The sequence below is a fragment of the Paraburkholderia sp. SIMBA_030 genome, from assembly GCF_046535245.1.
Lineage (GTDB): Bacteria > Pseudomonadota > Gammaproteobacteria > Burkholderiales > Burkholderiaceae > Paraburkholderia.
In genome coordinates this window covers 310,847-328,054 of sequence record NZ_JAWRXB010000001.1, presented here as the reverse complement: position 1 = coordinate 328,054, position 17,208 = coordinate 310,847, and the positions used below count along the sequence as shown (strand labels likewise).

The 17,208-nt window shown below is 58.0% G+C and carries 13 protein-coding genes and 2 pseudogenes; 3 read left to right on the top strand and 12 right to left on the bottom strand.

Annotated features, from left to right (window positions below):
• Nucleotides 1-327: 327 nt before the first annotated feature.
• Together SB772_RS01365 and SB772_RS01360 are read left to right on the top strand one after the other, a co-directional pair.
• Nucleotides 328-1,932 carry a SidA/IucD/PvdA family monooxygenase gene (locus tag SB772_RS01365; RefSeq protein ID WP_410831485.1) on the top strand — a complete coding sequence of 535 codons (1,605 nt, stop codon included), beginning with the start codon at nt 328-330 and terminating at the stop codon, nt 1,930-1,932.
• 59 nt (nt 1,933-1,991) lie between these two features.
• Nucleotides 1,992-2,276 (top strand): hypothetical protein, encoded by a 285-nt coding sequence (locus tag SB772_RS01360; RefSeq protein WP_410831484.1) that lies wholly within the window; start codon nt 1,992-1,994, stop codon nt 2,274-2,276.
• Between the two features lie 194 nt (nt 2,277-2,470).
• Here SB772_RS01360 and SB772_RS01355 read toward each other — a convergent pair whose 3' ends face one another.
• From SB772_RS01355 to SB772_RS01315, 9 genes are all read right to left on the bottom strand, one after another.
• Nucleotides 2,471-3,049: a hypothetical protein gene (locus SB772_RS01355; RefSeq protein WP_410831483.1), complete on the bottom strand. Its 579-nt coding sequence runs from the start codon at nt 3,047-3,049 to the stop codon at nt 2,471-2,473.
• Nucleotides 3,050-3,668: 619 nt separating this feature from the next.
• Nucleotides 3,669-4,526: an amidohydrolase family protein gene (locus SB772_RS01350; protein WP_410831482.1), complete on the bottom strand. Its 858-nt coding sequence runs from the start codon at nt 4,524-4,526 to the stop codon at nt 3,669-3,671.
• Between the two features lie 21 nt (nt 4,527-4,547).
• Nucleotides 4,548-5,633 carry an ABC transporter ATP-binding protein gene (locus tag SB772_RS01345; RefSeq protein ID WP_410831481.1) on the bottom strand — a complete coding sequence of 362 codons (1,086 nt, stop codon included), beginning with the start codon at nt 5,631-5,633 and terminating at the stop codon, nt 4,548-4,550.
• A 49-nt stretch (nt 5,634-5,682) separates the two neighbouring features.
• The gene (locus tag SB772_RS01340) at nt 5,683-7,272 is read right to left on the bottom strand and encodes a phytoene desaturase family protein (protein WP_410831480.1); all 1,590 of its coding nucleotides are present in this window, start codon (nt 7,270-7,272) and stop codon (nt 5,683-5,685) included.
• Nucleotides 7,269-8,930: a class I adenylate-forming enzyme family protein gene (locus SB772_RS01335; RefSeq protein ID WP_410831479.1), complete on the bottom strand. Its 1,662-nt coding sequence runs from the start codon at nt 8,928-8,930 to the stop codon at nt 7,269-7,271. The genes SB772_RS01340 and SB772_RS01335 overlap by 4 nt, the downstream gene beginning before the upstream one ends.
• Nucleotides 8,931-8,935: 5 nt before the next feature.
• Nucleotides 8,936-9,748: an ABC transporter permease gene (locus tag SB772_RS01330; RefSeq protein WP_410831478.1), complete on the bottom strand. Its 813-nt coding sequence runs from the start codon at nt 9,746-9,748 to the stop codon at nt 8,936-8,938.
• A complete protein-coding gene (locus tag SB772_RS01325) occupies nt 9,745-10,683 on the bottom strand; it encodes an ABC transporter permease (RefSeq protein WP_410831477.1) in 939 nt (312 codons plus the stop codon). Before SB772_RS01325 ends, SB772_RS01330 begins: the two co-directional genes overlap by 4 nt.
• Nucleotides 10,668-11,738, bottom strand: coding sequence for an extracellular solute-binding protein (locus SB772_RS01320; protein WP_410831476.1), 1,071 nt, complete (start codon nt 11,736-11,738; stop codon nt 10,668-10,670). Before SB772_RS01320 ends, SB772_RS01325 begins: the two co-directional genes overlap by 16 nt.
• A gap of 27 nt (nt 11,739-11,765) precedes the next feature.
• Entirely contained in the window at nt 11,766-13,256 is a 1,491-nt protein-coding gene (locus tag SB772_RS01315; RefSeq protein ID WP_410831475.1) for an aldehyde dehydrogenase, read from the bottom strand.
• A gap of 115 nt (nt 13,257-13,371) precedes the next feature.
• Between SB772_RS01315 and SB772_RS01310 the strand changes: the two genes are divergently transcribed.
• Nucleotides 13,372-14,265 carry a LysR family transcriptional regulator gene (locus tag SB772_RS01310; RefSeq protein WP_410831474.1) on the top strand — a complete coding sequence of 298 codons (894 nt, stop codon included), beginning with the start codon at nt 13,372-13,374 and terminating at the stop codon, nt 14,263-14,265.
• A gap of 243 nt (nt 14,266-14,508) precedes the next feature.
• Here SB772_RS01310 and SB772_RS01305 read toward each other — a convergent pair.
• The 3 genes and pseudogenes from SB772_RS01305 to SB772_RS01295 form a co-directional block, all read right to left on the bottom strand.
• Nucleotides 14,509-14,851 (bottom strand): annotated as a pseudogene (locus tag SB772_RS01305) (malonate decarboxylase subunit alpha); the annotation flags it as partial.
• Nucleotides 14,833-15,642, bottom strand: a pseudogene (locus SB772_RS01300) (IS110 family transposase); the annotation flags it as partial. The pseudogenes SB772_RS01305 and SB772_RS01300, both read right to left, overlap by 19 nt.
• 556 nt (nt 15,643-16,198) lie before the next feature.
• Nucleotides 16,199-16,849, bottom strand: a complete 651-nt coding sequence (locus SB772_RS01295; RefSeq protein WP_410831473.1) for a hypothetical protein — start codon at nt 16,847-16,849, stop codon at nt 16,199-16,201.
• Nucleotides 16,850-17,208 lie beyond the last annotated feature (359 nt).

Sequence of the window (17,208 nt, the reverse complement as noted above, 5' to 3'; positions counted from 1 at the left end):
CCGGAGCCGCTACAACGCAGTTTGCACGTCGGCGTAGTTCTGCACCCAGCGGTGCGTGTCGATCGTGGTCACTGATGTCTCCAGCGGTGCAGGCGACCCCGCATGCCAACGGTTAAACCTGTCACATCGTGGCAGGGACCTGCTACGACTGCAGGCTATTGAGCGCTCCCTCGCGTACGTATTGAGCGCAGAGATATTGCTGGCAGCTATGACGGCGACGTCCGGCATTGCAGCCGGAGGCCCTGTGGGCAGCCGCCAGAACAGTAGCACACAGGTTTTCCTCGGGAATGCTTCGGCAGGGGGCTCAGACTCGGGCCCGCAAGTGCAATGTTGCCATCAAGGGCGGTGGAGACGTTCGGAAAGTCAAATAGCCATGCCCACGTTTTGTACCTGTTCGTTCCGGTCGACGGCGTTGGCTCGAACTGTATTGAAGACCGGCCGACGGGGTGGATGCGTCGACTCGTTTATTATTTCCTGCGGCGCGGGTGGTGGAGTGCTCGCGTGCGCCGCACAGAGCCGTTGCGGCTTGCAAAACGTTCAACGAGTTCAGCTAACCGTGTTGTGTGCCTGGGGATTCCCGATCCGGTGGTGGTTGTGCCGGACGAGTCGATGAGAGAGCAGAATATGATTGAAAGAAAGAAACTTGCAATCGTCGGCGGCGGGCCCAAGGCCGTTGCGATTGCTGCGAAAGCCGCGGTCCTGAACGCCCTGAATCTGGCACAGGTCGAGGTAACGATCTTTGAGTCGGAGGAGATCGGGAGTCATTGGACGGGACGCAACGGATATACCGACGGTGAGCAGGCGCTATGCACTCCTGCCGAGCGGGATCTGGGTTTTCCGTATAACAGTCCCTGGGAGTCCGTCTCCGCTGATCTTCACGCTCAATATTCGTGGGCAAGTTTCAAGATTGACCGTACGGCTGGAGGCTATCAGTCGTGGGTCGACCGAGGCCGGTTACGGCCCCGGCATTCAGAGTTTGCCGCGTATCTTCAGTGGGCGGCAAAACGAACGGAGGCGGACATCCAGAAGGTCAGGGTCGACCGGCTCGTGGCAAGACAGACCAAATGGAATGTGCTGAAGGAAAGTACACCGGGGGTCTACGTATCGGCTCATGGTGACGCGAAACGTCGCTTCGATGGCGTGGTCATTACGGGTCCTGGAGCCGCACGCCGCGTCCCGCTCCAGGCAGACTTGCATCCTCTGCTCACTGCCAGAGTCCATGACGGACTCTCGTTCTGGAAAAACCTGGAGACGGTGGAAAAGCAACTCAAGGACGGTGACCCGAGCGATGCAATTCTTGTCATTGGCGGCGGCGGGACCGGTGCGGCGGTGCTTGCATGGCTGGTCAGGCATGGATATGGTAGCCGGCCATTGATACTGGTTGCGGATCAGGCGACGTTGTTCAGTCGGGGCGACAGCGTTTTTGAGAATGCCCTTTTCAGCGATCAGGCGGCGTGGGAGCGACTCTCGCCCGAGAACCGCGATCACTTTTTCAACCGCCTGAACCGGGGTGTGGTCTGGCACGCTGTCATGGAAGATCTTGCCGAAGCGCAGGATCTCGTTCTTATGGATGCGCGCGCCAAAGAAGTTATTGACGACAAGGGTGATCTCGGCGTGGAAATCAGGAAGTGGGACGGCTCGACGGAGACCTTGCCGGCGGCGCTTGTTGTCGATGCGTCGGGCTTCGATCCGTGGTGGTTCAGCAGGCTGCTTCCTTCGGTGCGATGGGGTGCCATAAGGAAACGTCGTCTAGCGCAGAGTATGGCGCAATCTCTGACATTTACAGGGTCAGATTGGACATTGCCTCCATTGCACGTTCCATTTCTGGGAAGCAAGCTGGGCCCCGGCTTTGGTAGCCTGATGTGTCTGGGCGCAATGTCAGATCTCGTGTTGTCGGACTATGCCCTGCCTCCCGGCTTGCCGGGAGCTTGAAAAATCAGGGATATGGGTGTATATATGTACATATCAAAGCTGGGTACACAGGAGGCGAAATGAGCTCGGACAATCTTATTCTTCGGACCGTCTACCTTCCCCCGGACCTCGATGACAAGTTGAGGGTGGAGGCTTTCGCCAAGCGGACAAGCAAGAATGATCTTATCCGGAAGTACATAGATCTGGGCATGAAGGCGGCGAGCAAGGAGCAGGACACGAAAGTGCCCGACAACGGCGATGCGCTTCCGGGGTCAATCGTCGCGCGGAACAGGCCTTCCCGGCAGGCACCGGCGAAGAAGGTGGCGAGAAAAACCGCCGCAGCCAGATCTGCTGCGAAAGCGTAGTGCCGGGTCCATGAAGCGGTGTCCTGTCGCTGCGCGATGATTCGCCCGTGGCAGTTGACTGTTGCCCGCCGGCGGCCGCATTTTGCCTGCGGTGGGAAAGCGTGCGATTTGACGATCTAACGGCCAGCACCTTCTCAGGGCACGCTGCGACCGCGCCGATGTCGGGTTGCCCCACCAGGCATATCGGTCCGGGCTTAGTGTCGCGATGCAGCGGAGGTGTAACTGTGCTGCGCTTCTCCGCGAAGTGTCTCTATACGACTCAGTATGCTTGCTGCCTGGTCTTTCTTCCGGGTGTCGAATTCACGGTACGGATCATGTACCGCATCGAACAGAACGCGAGCGTCCTTCAAACAGCCCCGAATCGCTACAATCGTCCCTATCTGGCTGTCGCTCAGTACCGGTTGCTGAAGCAGCGTAGAGATTCGAGGCAACAGTTCTGCCATCACGGCCCCGAATATCGCGAGCTGCGGATGATCATCATGCGGAAATCCATAAACACTAGGCGGCGAAGAGGGCACGAGCTTCAGCGTTCCGACGAGTTCAGATATTGCTTCCTCGCTTTCGATCGCAATCAAACGCAGAGCGGCCGCGTGTGCAACATGTGTTGCCTGCTGATCAGCCGCGCGTAACTTTGCGTCGCGTTTTGACTGCAGGGTTGGGAACGTGAAGGCGGCGATCACGGCGAAGGCGCTGCCTACTGCCTGCGCCCAGGCTGCAAGGCCGACGTTCGCACTGTCGCGCATCCAGCCGATGACGGTATGAAGGACATCCATGATTTTTTTGTTTCAGGTGTGCGCTGATTGACGTCAGCGGTTAAGGCATCCGCTCTTCTGGCAGGAGCTAGCGGTCGCGCCACACCTTGTCCTCGATGATCTCCTACTAAACGGCATCCAGTCGCTGGCGAGCGTTCGGCGACTCATGGTCGTCAGTGTTTCGGTCGGTGCGAACGATCTATCCAGCCGGCGCCGACAGTTCCAGTGCGATCTGCAGGGAGTGGGCTGAGTTCGTCGCATAGAGACATACGAATCGCTCTGTCATCTGCATTCGCAACCTTGATCAGCAATACCGCGGGTTGCAGACTGAGCTGCGCCGGCGCTTCGGCGCTCGAGAATGCTGCCAGTGGTCTCTGGCGTATCCATAGCGACACGTACGACGATCCATCGTCATCGGCCACGCCAATCTCGTCGAACGACGAAAGGTCGGTGTTAGGCAGTTCCGCGCTCTCGACCAGCTTTCGGGTCAAATTTCCTACATTCATCGTCTTTCTCTCGTAGTGGTGCGTCCAGATTTTGCCACGGCAACGCTCTCCCTCGCCATCATTCCGAGCTGGGCCGCTTGTCCAACGCTGCGTTGGCGAAGGTTGGTAACGGGGAAGCTAGTCAAAATACATTTCTACATCGTGACTCCGAGGAGCGCTGCCGCGTTGTCATGCAACCAGCCACGACAGATGTCTTCGGGCAATCCCAGCGCAAGAACCTCGTCGACTGACCGTTCGACCGGAATCATGGGGAAGCCAGAACCAAAAATGATGCGCTCCTTCAGAACGGAGCGGCCATAGTGGAGTAGTTGCTCGTAGCCGCTGTTCGGTGTGCCGAGCAACTTCGGCCGTACGGCGCTCAATCCAATCCAAAGGTTCGGATGGCGCCATGCCATGGCGACGAGCTCATTGATCCAGGGCCATCCGGGAGGCGACGCACATACTCGAAGAGTTGGGAAAGCCGTCAACACGTCATCCAGCGCCAATGGGTGCCCGTAGATGACCTTGCTCGACAAGGAGAAGTTCAGCCCACAGTGGATGTTGACCGGGATCTGGAGTTCGGCGCATTTTTCATACAGAACCATCAGCTTCGGGTCATTGATTGGCAACATGTGCTCGAAGCCCTGAACGTTCAGTCCGGCAAGACCAAGTTCGCGCACCGCGTGGTCCAGCTCCGCGACCGCGTCGCCTCCAAGATGCGGGTCCACCGCGGCGAAGCCAATGAAACGAGACCCGTGGTTCCTGCAGAATTGCGCGACTGTCTCGTTCGGAACCCTGAACCCCATGGTAGAGCGCGCGTCGCGCGCTTTCAGCACAACACGACTGGCCTGCAGCCGATCGTACATCTCGAGATATGAAGCGAGCGAACTGGCTGATTCCTGGGACGCAACTGCGCTCTCACTGTGCCGATACACACGACGGTAGTTGTCCATATGTGAAGTCTGGACTTTGAACTCAGCGAGTGGCGGGCGGCTGGCGAAGTCGATAATCATGGCTGTTTTTTCCGGAGTGAATCAGGACAGCACGGTGGCGCTATCCGGCGAAAAACTCACCTCGACCCGTTCGCCTTTGTTGAAGATCCTGCTTCCCAGACGGTTGACCTGTTGCGCGAGCAGCTCCTTGCCCGAATCGAGCACCAGACGATGCTTCACGACGCCACCCAGCACCAGATGATCGATGACGTTGGCCAGCAGCGTGTTCTGGAGCCCTTCGCCGGCTGATGTCGCGCCGCCCACGATTTCAGTCAGGCAAAGGTTCTCGGGCCTGATGAGGACCGTGACCTTACCGGTACCGGCAGCAGGCATGTTCGAACGACGGCAGCGGATGCGATTGCCGCTGGCTTCTACTTCCACCGACTCGGCAGAGGATGACGTTACCGTCCCTTCGAGGAAATTGCCCCCGCCGATGAAGTCTCCCGCGAACACTGTGCGTGGATTGAAGTAAAGGTCTTTCGGATCGCCTTCCTGTTCAACACAGCCCTGGTTCATCAGCACGATACGATCCGATAAGGTCAATGCCTCTTCCTGGTCATGGGTGACGTTGATCATCGTGATCCCAAGGTCCGCATGGAGCTGCTTGATTTCGAACTGCATCTGCTCGCGCAGCTTCTTGTCGAGTGCACCCATCGGTTCGTCCATCAGAATGAGCGACGGGCTGTACACAATGCAGCGCGCCAGGGATACCCGTTGTTGCTGGCCTCCGGACAGTTCCTTCGGCTTGCGCTTTCCGATGTCAGGCAAGCGCACCAGTTTCAGTACGTCGCTCACCCGCTGACGAATTTCTGCTTCAGCGACCTTACGCACTCGCAGTGGGAAGGCGATATTGTCGAAGACTGTCATGTGAGGCATCAGCGCGTAGTTCTGGAACACCATCCCAAGCCCACGTTCACCGGGCCGCATGTTCGCCGTGTCCTTTCCGTCGATCAGAAGCTTTCCGCCTGTCGGTTTGATGAGTCCTGAGATGATATTCAGCAACGTTGTCTTACCCGAGCCGCTCGGACCGAGCAGCGTGAGGAATTCTCCACGCCGCACCTTCAGGTTGATCTTCGATAGAACCTGTACATCGCCGTACTTTTTATGAACATCGATGAATTCAATCATTACCGCCATCCTCTAAGACCTATACGTCGCACGAACTGGCACAACGCTGTCAGGCAAGAAAATCACTGACCACGCGCGCTGCGTTATGACCGGGAACTCCGGTTACGCCCCCGCCCGGGTGCGTCGACGCCCCGCACATGAATAGCCCTCCAATCGGCGTCCGGTAGTCTGCGTAGTGTTTGACTGGCCGTTTGAAGAAAACCTGGTCCGCGCTCAATTCGCCGTGGTGAACATGTCCGCCGGGGAGTGTGAAAAGACGTTCCAGATCGGGAGGCACGAGAATCTGCTTATGCAGGATCAGTTCGCGGATGTTCGGAGCATGCTGCTCCAGCGTGGCAATCGTGCGCTCATAGAGTGCTTCACGGTCCGCATCGGTCCAGTCGCCCGTGGCGAGACGGTAGGGAGCATGTGTGCCGAAGATGCTCATGACATGATGGCCGTCCGGCGCGAGCGTCGTATCAAGAACCGAAGGCGTCAGCACAGCCATGCAGGGATTCTGCGCGTACTCGCCATACTTTGAGCCGTCGAACGACCGTTCAATGTAGTCGATATCCGGACCCACCTTCACCAGGGCCGGATACGCGAAGCCCATCTTCGCGGGATCGAACAGCCTGAAAGTCGGCAAACCTTTCAGTGCGAGGTTGACCTTGTATGCCGTCGAACGGTCACGGATCCGGGAGACGTCCTTCAGGAACGAGTCCTGCAGATTCCCGGCAGGGATCAGCTTCTGAAATAGCAGCTTGGCGGGCAGGTTGCTGACGACCGTCTTACCTTCGAAAACCCGGCCATCGGATAGACGGACACCCGTCGCGCGACCGCCGGAGATCAGGATTTCGCTAACTTCGGCATCGCAGTGAGCGACAAGGCCATGCTCGGCACCGTCTTTCAGAATCGCACGGGTGATACTCCCCATGCCCCCCTTAACCACGCCGCTACCGCCGGCAGCCGTCGTGTTATCGCGCAAAAAGCCACGCAACATGATGTAGGCTGAACCGGGTGTCTTCATGCTGACGTTGCCGCCGGCCGCGGCCGCGTAGAACCCCAGCACGGCCTTGACGTCGTCGGATTCGAACCAGCGGCTGAGTAAATCGTACGCGCTTAGCGTCATCAGGTCGTAGACGTCATGGAACTTGTCCAGCATTGCCCGATTCTTCCAGCCGAAAGATGCGAGTTGCCACGCGTCCTTCAGGTTGTCGAGGCCGGGATCGAAAGGTGTCTGCCACAACAGATCCCGCACGACCAATGCAACGCCTGTCATAAATGCGAGGTAATCCGGATACGCAGCGGCATCGTGCGGCGAGAAGCGGGCAATTTCGGCACGAAGCCGATCAGGCTCGGACCAGAATGTGAAAGCGCGGTCACCAGAAAGAGGTTGAAAAGTGGGCGTGAGCGCAATGATTTCCAGCCCGTGCCGCTTCAATTCCAGATCCATGATCACTTTGGGTTGAAGCAGGGCCATCAGGTACGAGGCAGTCGATATCCTGAAGCCAGGCCACAGTTCTTCGGTAACGGTGGCGCCACCAACCTGGGCTTTTCGTTCCAGCACGCAGACAGATTTGCCCTGCCGGGCAAGATACGCTCCACATACAAGACCGTTGTGGCCTCCGCCGACCACCACAACATCAAATTTGTCGCTCATTGCTTCAGCTCCCCGTCTAGGCTTTGACTCCATGTGTCTTCCACGCGGTCGTAGGTGGCTTCCTTACCGTGCGCGGCTCGCTCACGGAGTTCCGCTTTCGCGATTTTCATGGACGCGGTCTTCGGGAGTGAATCGACAAACGAGTAATAGCGCGGCACCTTGAACTTTGCCAGGCTCTCGGAACAACCTCGAATGATGTTGTTGATCGCTTCCATACCCGGCTCGACTCCCTCGGCTAGCACGACGAAAGCTTTCACCTCTTCACCACGGATCGGATCGGGTACGGGAACCGCGGCCGACTCGGCCACCTCGTCAATCCCGTTCAGTACCGCCTCGACTTCGCGCGCGGCAATGTTTTCGGCGCTGCGGCGAATCATGTCCTTGTAGCGCCCATTGATATAGAAATAGCCTCTCTCGTCCTGACGAAATGCGTCCCCACTGCGGAACCAGTCCCCAAAGAAGGACGCCCGCGTAGCCTGTTCGTTCCGATAGTAACCAAGCATGATGCCGCGCCCACGAATACACAGTTCACCCACCTCGCCGGGTTTAACGGGGTTGCCGTTTTCGTCTGCGACAACGCATTCCCGGAACGGAGATGCGATGCCGCAGGAGCCGGAGCCGACCATGTCTGTTGCCTCAACCGGCATGAACATCGCGGGGCCGACCTCGGTCATGCCGAACGCCTCGCGTGCGACCAGATCGAAGCGTTCTTCAATCTTTGCGTGCAGTTCGCGCGGTACGCCGTAGACATTGGCTCGCACGACTTCGTTTTGTCCATCTTCGGGCTGCTCGTCCTGCTTGTAGACGAGGTAAGGGAACAAACAGAAGTTGATTTTGTAATCCCGTACCCAACTCATGAAACGCGATGCGCTTTGCCGGTTGGCAACGAAAAGCGTGCCACGCTGATACAGGGTCATCATCAGCATCCACTGTGGGTCCATGTAGTAAAACGGCGTCGGGGCGAGAATGTTCGAATAGCGGCGCCCATCGCGGAAAGCGTTCACCTTTCCGCTGATCAACCAGTATTCCTGGGTCAGCATGCAACCCTTGGGGAACCCGGTGGTTCCTGAGGTATATTGAATATTCAGCAAATCTGAATGGCCAACGGACTCGGTTTCGAGCTGGACCGGGTCCGTGGTCGCCACGCTTTCCCAGCGCGTGAACCGATTCGATTTGCCGGTGACGATGACCCGGGAGGCGTCGATCTTGATCTGACCTTCGCGCAGGCACGACTCGACGCGTTCTATGGCGCTTTCATGTGCCACGATGAACTCCGCGTCGCTATTCGCCAGGACGTAGGCGAGCTCACGCGGCATATAGTTGATGTTCACCGGGACCATCACCGCGCCGAGTGTTGCAATGGCCAGCCACGTCAGAGGCATTGCCGGGACATTGGGCATCATGACGGCGACGTGCGTTCCCTTGCGCACGCCGGTAGCCCGCAAACCTGACGCGAGACGCTCGACCTGCGCGAGGCATTCAGCGTAGGTGATCGTCTCACCGATCTCGAAGAAATTCCACAAAACGTGGTCGCCGCATTCGCGGGCAGCGGTTTCCAGCAAAGCGTGCACGTTTTCCGGCAATGGCTCGCTCTCGATCTTGCGTCTGCGTTCTTCGATCGGGGCGGTCTGGGTAGAGAGTGTCTTCTGGTATGCCATGTTGATCAAACTTTAGGGTTGGCTTCTCTGAGCGCGAGGATGCCGATACAGATTCCGAGCGAAGTCAGCGTCAGGATGGTAGAAATTGCGGTCAATACCGGTGACAGCTCCCACCGGATCGCGCTGTACATCTTCACGGGCAGGGTGGTCGTTTCCGGGCCGGTGATGAAGTACGCAATCACAACCTCGTCAAACGACATCAGGAAAGCAAACAGCAAACCGACGCAGATCGAAGGCTTCAGTTGAGGAACAACCACCTGAAAAAAGGTGCGCAAGCGGCTCGCCCCCATTAACATCGCGACCGACTCGAGCGCCGGATTGGTTTGCCGCATGCCTGCGCTGATCGAGATGAACATGAATGGCATCACCAGCGTGCTGTGTGTCAGGACAAGGCCAAGGGTGGAGTTATCCAGATGCATACGCGAGAAGAAGATATAGATGCCGAGTCCGAGCGAAATGACCGGTATCAGCATCGGCGCAATCATCATCAACTGGATGATTTTCGACCCGGGGAAGGTTGTGCGACTCAATGCGTAGCCGGCGGGCAGTGTGACCACGAGTGAGAGAATCGCTGTGAGAAAGGCGACCCACAGGCTCTGCAGCGCAGGAGTCCACCATGCACGATCTGAAAGAAACTGCTGGTATAGCTCCAGCGTGAAGTACCTCGGTGGAAACATCAGTTCTTGACCGCCGTTGACAGACTGGGCGATAACCACCGCAATGGGCCCGAGCAGGAACAGCAGGCCGGCCACTGCAACGGCCGTGGGCAACAGCTTGCAGAGCACGTGCCATGCGGACGACGAGGTGATGCCGTTCATCGAATCGTCTCCTGTTGTAATGCCTCATCCTTCTGGACCTTGAGGAGGAAAAGGATTAACACCAACGATGCGACAAGCAGGATCATTGCGATCGCAGACGCACCCTGCCAATCGAGTATCTGGCGGGTGTAGAGATCGACGAGGTTTGCCATCATGAGGTCCTTGCGGCCACCGAGCAACGCGGGCGTGACGAACATACCCATCGCAAGCGTCATCGTCATCAGCGCGGCAGCGAAGACACCGGGCAAGCTGAGCGGTAGCGTAATCTTGAGGAAGATTCGAACCGGGCCGGCGTCCATCAATTCCGCGACCCGCTTCAGTAGCGGATCGATACCCAGCAGACTTGCGAGAATCGGAAATACTGCGAAAGGCAGCAGATAGTTGACCATCCCGATTACAACACCCGCGCGGTTGAACATCATCGGTATCCTCGCAGCATCGCCGAACGCAAAGGAAAGGAAGCGATTGATGACACCGTTGTCGCCAAGCACCACAGTCAATGCGAAGCTCTTGACCAGCACGCTCGTCCATAGCGGCAGCATTACGCAGGTTACCAGGGCGATGCGCTTGCGGCCTGAACTGCGTGCAATCATTGCCGCCATGCAGTAGCCAACCACGACGCTCACAAGCGTCGCAATGAACGCTATCCATGCCGTTGTGCTGAGAACGCGGAGGAACAGGTCCGTCGCAAACAGCGATCGATAGGCATTCCACGAAAATCCGTCGCTATAGACGCTTTGCCATGCAACCACTGCGAGAGGGTAGAAGAAAAAAACCAGCAGGAGCACACACGCCGGAAGCATCAATGCGATGGCGTAGCGCCGGTCGAACGAATTCATCATGGGCGTACTGACCTCGTAAAACCCTGGAATAGGCCGCTTCGGCTTATTGGACGAAGCGGCACCCTTCAGTCTGTCGATCAGGTCAACATCCACGCCGTGAAGCGTTTCTGCAGGGTCTCGAAACGGTCTGCCCACCAGGCATCATTGATGATGATGTTGTCGGGATTGCTCATGTTGGGCAGGTACTTTTTCGTCGCTTCTACGACCAGCGGCTGCGCTTTTCGGTTACCCGGTGAGAAGAACATGCGGTTCGAGAAATCTGCCTGCCGGTCGGGCCGCAGCACGAACGCGAGATATTTCATCGCGGCTTCCCGATTTTTCGAATACTTCGGTACAGCGAGATACTCGGTCGCATTGACCGTCTGCGCCAGCGAGATATCGATGGAGTTTCCCGACTGCTGCGATGGGATCACACGGGTCACGAAGCTATATGAAAAGTCCGCTTCATTGTTCAGTACGATCGAAATGGTCTCCGGAGTCGCTTCGGTCCATTTACGCACGTACGGTTTGATCCGGTCGAGCGCGCGGAAAGCACGTTCGACGTCGAGCGGGTACAGCTTCGAGGGCTCAACGCCGTCGGCCACCAGCGCGATTTCCAGCATCTCACTCACGCGTGGGCGCAGGGCCCGGCGACCCGGGAAGCGTTTGACGTCCCACAGTTCCTTGAAGTTTTGCGGATGCTTTCCCTCAGGAAACCGCTTGGGATCGAAGGCGATGCCGGCGGCGAACAGGAAGGTCCCGACATAGTCAACGCCACCAGGCGCAATGAGGTCCGACGTGTTGACGATGCTCCTGTCCAGGGGCTCCCAGATGCCGTCTTTGGAACCCGACATAATGTGCGGTCCGATGCTATCAAAGACGTCCCAGGAGACGTTCCTGTTCTGTACCTGGACTTTCATCTTCGTCAGGTCCGCGTTGTTGACGATGTTCACGCCAACGCCGGTCTCTTTCGTAAACGGCTCGGCGAAGCAGGCTCGCACGTTCTTCTCATAGTCGCCGCCCCAGCACGTCACGGTAATTGAATCGGCTGCTCGGGCGACTGGCGCATAGCCGACTATCGCTCCAGCTGAAAGCGCTGCACCTGCTTTGATAAAATTTCTTCTTGAAACTCCAGCCGTTCTTTTGTGCGCCGATATATTGTTTTTCATGGTCGTCCTCCGCGTGAAGTGAGTGGGTCAGTGGGCCATCCAGATGGACTTCCAGTCGGTGTACTTGTCGAACGCGTGCAGCGACTTGTCCCGTCCGAAGCCAGATTGCTTGAAGCCGCCGAAGGGCGCGGCCATGCTTCCGCGATCGAAACAGTTCACCCATACGACGCCTGCCCGAAGCATCCGCGAGGCGTGGAGAGCGCTTTTCACGTTGTCAGTCCATACACCCGCAGCCAGTCCATAGTTGCTGGCATTCGCAACCTCAATCGCTTCGTCGATACCCGAAACGGTGATAGCAGATAGCACCGGTCCGAAAATCTCCTCCTGTGCGATACGCATGTCCCGACTCACGTCGGCGAACACGGTCGGCGACATGAAATAGCCACCGCTTTCCTGCAACGCGCGCTCGCCACCAGCGAGCAGGCGCGCGCCTTCGGCCTGACCGGTCTGCACATATGACATGACCGTGCTGAGTTGCCTTTGACTGACAATTGCGCCGAGCCGTGTGGCTGGGTCGAGAGGATCACCCGGTTTGAGATTGGCCGCATGTTCCACCACGCGATCCAGCAGCGCTTTGCTCACGCTTTTGTCCACAATAAGCCGCGAGCCGGCGTTGCATACCTGTCCGGCGTTGGAAAAGATGCCCGCAGCCACCGAACGCGCCGCGGCGTCCAGGTCCTGGCAGTCGGCGAGGACGATATGTGGGCTCTTGCCGCCGCACTCGAGGCCAACGCGCTTGATGTTCGACTGGCCCGCGTACTGCATGAACAGCTTGCCGACCGCCGTGGATCCCGTGAACGCAACTGCGTCTACGTCCATATGAAGGCCGAGCGCCTTGCCGGCAGTTTCGCCAAAGCCAGGTAGAACATTCAGGACACCCTTCGGAATGCCCGCTTCGGTCGCGAGACTCGCAATACGGATAGCAGTAAGCGGAGATTGCTCGGCGGGCTTGAGGATCACCGAGTTGCCGGTTGCAAGAGCGGGGCCCAGCTTCCAGCACGCCATCGAAAGGGGATAGTTCCATGGCACCACCGCAGCCACTACGCCTAGCGCTTCCCGAATAACCATTGTCGTCATGTCATGCCCGGACTGGGCGACTTCGCCGTACACCTTGTCGATTGCTTCCGCGTACCACTGGATCGTGGCCGCCGAGCTGGCGATATCACCGTTGAAGGCGTTCGTGATCGGCTTGCCGACATTCAGCGACTCAAGCAGAGCCAACTCTTCACGGTGCTCCAGGATCAGGGTAGAGAAGCGTTGCAGGACCTTCTTTCGCTCAAGGGGGGCGGCACGCGACCAGTCCCCCCCTTCAAACGCCCGTCGGGCAGATTTCACGGCCCGCTCGACATCCGCCGCATCGCACGACGCGATTGAAGCGATCGGGAGACCCGTCGCAGGGTTGATGCATTCGAATGTCTGCCCGGAAAGTGCATCGACGTAAGCACCATCGATGTATGCGCGGGTTTCGATACGAAGACTTTGAGACCGTTCATGCCAGTTGATGAGATCAGGCGTCACGTGGTTTCCCCGGGTGGCTGGAAGGATTCGATGCAGTCTAGGATTGCAAAACCATGACGTCTAATAGTATTTTGTTGGCAGGAACCAAACCTTTCTTTATGCCGGGTTATCCCTGATGCTCAATATTCGTCACCTCGCTGCCGTTCGTGCGGTGCTGCGCACAGGGTCCATTTCTAGCGGGGCGCGCATGCTCTTCCTCACTCAGCCCGCCGTGACAAAATCAATCCAGTTGGCAGAGGAAGAGTTAGGCGTACAACTATTTACGCGGGTGAAGGGACGACTCACGCCGACGGAAGAGTCGCGTTTCCTGTACGGGGAAATCGAACGGATCTTTGGCGATATGGACAACCTGCAGAACCTTGCTTCTGAGGTGCGGCAGGGGCACGCGGGACGAATCATGCTTGCGACCGTGTCCAACCTTTCGGCGTCGCTGGTTGCGCGCGCCATCACGAACTTCCGGCAGCGCCATGGCGCAGTGCGCTTCGATCTCGAGGTGCACAGCACCAAGCTGGTGCTTGAAGCCGTGCGGATCGGTCAGGTCGTTCTGGGCGTTCTTGACCTCGCCCCGGATGTAGCCGGTCTCGACCACTTTGAGCTTTGCGATGCGGAAATCGGCTGCGTCATGCGAGTCGATCATCCGCTGGCGACTGCTCCTCTCGTCACGCCGGCCATGCTGCGAGACGAGATGGTTGTTACTTTTCCGGACGACACAACGGTCAATACGCTTGTACGCGAAGCGTTCCGGCATGCCCAGGTGAACTGCAACGTTGGCATTACCGCCAACCATTCCTATTCGGCTTGCTGCCTCGTTTCGCAGGGCAACGGCATCGGGCTGATCGACCCGTTCCACGTTGCCACCGGAATCTTTCCAGACCTCGTTATCAGGCCGTTCGCACCTGCAATGCGACTCCGTCCGACGGTGGTTGTGGCCGAGGGCCGAACGCTGTCGAAGATCGCTCGCGAATTCGTTGACGAACTGAAACTTGTTGCGATGACTTTGCCTCTATGAGGCCCACGAGAAGACGAACTACCCGTTTCCGACGGGTCGAAGCTGGATTCGCTCACCGAATCGGTTCGTGAGCGGGGCGTCGACACGCCAATCACGGTTCATCCGACCGAGGATGCGATGTTGAGCTCATCGTGAGCGGCCGCCGCTTTCAGCCTGCAATGGCCGCACGCGGTGAGATTTATGGGATTCCCATCGTCATCGCCATCCGCAGCGCGGATGAGGCGAAGTGAAGTTTATCGCGCTGCCGTCCTGCAGAAACTGCGAGATGCGCAGGCTTTGGGCGCCGGCAAAGGCGAAATCGAGTTTTCTGGCGATGCCGCGCTCGGAGAGATCCAGATGCTCGGCGCGGCTCACCCTCGGGATGATGAGATGCAGGTCGTGGACGATTTCCGGATCGATCCTGGCGAGGGAGCGTGACAGGAAATCAGCCTGCTTCTGGTTGTTACCCTCGACGACCACACGGTCTCCGTGGGGGGGCGATCAGGGCTTGCAGGACGTCGACGATACGCTCGGCCTGTAGAACCACGCCGTCCGCGTTCGATGCGACGCGCGTGCGCAGATACGGATCCCTCGGTGGGAGGTCGATCCCAACCGGATCTTGCCGCCGGTGCCGTTTTGCCGGGGTACCAGCCCGAGGAACGAGGCAAACTCGCGCACAGACCTGAACGTTTTTGCATCCCCAATCGTAGAGACCAACGCCGTCGCGGTAAGTCTGCCGATGCCTGGTACTGCCGCGATTGCCTGGCATGCAGCTTCCTGCTTGTGCCAGCCACTTATCTGCTTCTCAAGCTGGTCGATATCCTGCTCGATCCCGTCGATGCGTCTCAACTGGTCGTGCAGACTACTGAACATTGTCGCCGGCAGTGCATCCTCGCGCTCTGCCATGCAGTCCCGCATCTCGGCAAGACCGGCAGCACGTCCTGCCCGGAATGACACACCGAACTCGTAGAGGAGGCCTCGTAACTGGTTCACCTGCATGGTGCGAAACTTGATCAGCAGCGAACGCATCCGGTGAAGAGCGAGCATCGCCTGCTGGTCTTCTGTCTTTGCCGCTACGGTTCGCATCCCCGGTTGCTGTACCGCCGTCCAGATTGCCCGCGCATCCGCTGCGTCGGTCTTGTTCGTCTGGACAAACGGCCGGATGAACTGTGCATGTAACAGCACCACCTCGTGGCCTAGTGCCTTGATCTTGCGAGCCCACCAGTGCGCGCTGCCGCACGCTTCAAGCGCCACCCGGCCCGCAGGCCGCTGCGCAACAAACGCGATCAGCCCGTCGCGTTGGAAGCGTCGATTGGCTATCTCGCCCGCTTGCTCGTCGACCCAGTACATCTGGAAAACCTGCTTTGCAAGATCCAGTCCGTATGTCGTAGCATTCATTTGGGCTCTCCGTTCCTCAAGTGGACGTGTCGAAACTCCACTCTGGCACATTGATGCCGTTCGGTTCTGGAGGGCCTCCGCGTTCCTGCTGGACCCTGCGTCCCCGAAGGGAGGACGGTGTCCATTCCATCTCGGCCAGAAGCGGCCGTTAGCTTGGTGCGTGCTTGAACAGCGGTTCAGGGTCACGGGCCGCCGATCGTCGGCGGGCAGAGGGCGGCCATCTACTGCCGCTCGACCGCGCTCTTAGGCGGACATTCGAACATCGGCTTCGCTGAGGTAACGGACGTTCCCCCGACGATCGTGCGCGTCGCGTCCGTGGCGGAAATCACCCTGCATGATCATGCGATTAAGTTCGGCGCGAGCGCGCAAATAGACTGTTGATTTGCACTTCCGATAGTGACCACTGCGACTGGTTGCTTTAGGAACCGCCATTAGTGCGCGGGCCAGCCTTTCGCTTTTGCATCGGGCGAAAGTGGCGGCGTTGCTAGGGCGCGAGCGCGTATCGCGTAGAAAGAATGACCAACTGACGCGTTACCAGTGCGTTGGTTATTTCGTACTAGATCGTGCGATAGAAGTAAGTCTTTCCCGGCTCGATGGTCACCGTATGCCAAAGCTCGCGGAGTTGTCCGCCGCCGGCGAGATTGGCGCCGCGATAAGAAGCCGTTTCTTTCAGGTTGGGCTGCGACAGCAGAGAGCCGACAAGCGTCTTGACGGCCAGCGCGATCGCGCTCGTGACCCAGTTCGCCGGAAGCACGAACTTCATGCCCGCTCCGATCGTCGCGCTGAAGAAGCCGACGTTGAAGTCGGCGAGTTCATCAAACATGCCTTTGAGCAGGTCGCCGTTTTCCGCCGTGAGCTGATGGCTTGCATTGACGATGGCCTCACCGGAATCGGGCAATGCGTCGCGCTGTTCGTTCGTCAATTGCACGTAGAGTTTGTCTTCCGCGATAGGATGGAGCGTTTTTGTCGAGAACGTGATGGGCAGCCCAACTTGAATGGTATTGACCATGGGAAGCGTGTTGAACCCTTCATCGACGATGGGTTGATCTTCGTGCCAAGCCATCGCTTCTCCCTTGTTTGGGCGGGACATCGATTCGTTGCACGCGGTTGTATGCAACGTCATGGACGTTCGCATTACTTCGGGCATTGCTAAAGCGTGCGTGGCGCACATCGTCTTGAGTTCACGACGTGCATGCGTTGCCAACACGCGATGTGCGCTTTCGCTTAGCCTTCGTCTGGCTTTATTAGCATAGTGCGATTTTCTAAAAATGCACGAAAAGAATTGAACGATGGCTTAGCTTAGCTAGCCAATGCTCGTCTTTAGCGATGTCTTGACGAAAGTTGGGTGCGCCGCGACGCTCAAACGTTGCCTGGCAAAGCCGTACGTGCGAAACGCCACATTTGGACGCCAGATACGACGCATTGTGTCTCTGGGAGAAACCCTAGTTGGAGATCCGAAAGATTGTTGACTAGGATATTTACCAGTTCGAAACTGATACATCACGCACGCCTTAGCGATCGATATGAATATAGTTAGGAAAGCTTTTCGATCGAAGGGCAGTGTGT